This is a genomic window from Devosia sp. LC5, assembly GCF_000735585.1.
In the GTDB taxonomy this organism is placed as follows: domain Bacteria; phylum Pseudomonadota; class Alphaproteobacteria; order Rhizobiales; family Devosiaceae; genus Devosia.
In genome coordinates this window covers 1-590 of the sequence record NZ_JNNO01000042.1, presented here as the reverse complement: position 1 = coordinate 590, position 590 = coordinate 1, and the positions used below count along the sequence as shown (strand labels likewise).

Annotated in this window: 1 protein-coding gene; it reads right to left on the bottom strand. The window is 62.9% G+C overall.

The window, feature by feature from the left end; genetic code table 11:
- Positions 1-166: 166 nt before the first annotated feature.
- Positions 167-529 carry a hypothetical protein gene (locus FF80_RS16070; RefSeq protein WP_035102459.1) on the bottom strand — a complete coding sequence of 121 codons (363 nt, stop codon included), beginning with the start codon at positions 527-529 and terminating at the stop codon, positions 167-169.
- Between the last annotated feature and the right edge of the window lie 61 nt (positions 530-590).

Sequence of the window (590 nt, the reverse complement as noted above, 5' to 3'; positions counted from 1 at the left end):
GGCTGGGTGGGGGCGGGATAGTGCCCAGTGCTGTCAATCAATCACAGTGTCATTCCCGCGAAAGCGGGAACCTCTGTTTGCTGTCTTAAACATCCCGAAACGGAGGTTCCCGCTTTCGCGGGAATGACACCGGGTGGAGGACGGATTGAGGCTCTTTTCCCTCCCCTCAAGGGGGAGGGAAGCGCAAGGGCTGCAGCGTGGTGTTGGCGGCGAGGCCGGGCGCGGTGAGATGGGCATAGCGCTCCTCAAAGGCGATGCCGGCGGCGCTCAGGCGCGCGACCATAAGGGCCAGATCGGCCTGGGTCAGCGGTTCGCTGGTACCGATCCGCCCGAAAGACGGCATGCCGGGCTCGCGGCGATAGAGCCGATTGGCTATGCGCAAGGCGCGGTCGAGGCATATTCGCCCGGTTTCTCCCAGCGTGCCGGATGGCTTGGCTATTCTGACGAGATAATTGAGCGCCGCGACTTCGCGGCTCAGCCGATTATAGGCGACAATGGCACGCTGGCTGAGATGAGGCTTTGTGGACATGCTGTTCCCCCAGAGGTGAAACCGGTGAGGATAGTGGCGCGGGTGTGGGCGGGGAGAAGTT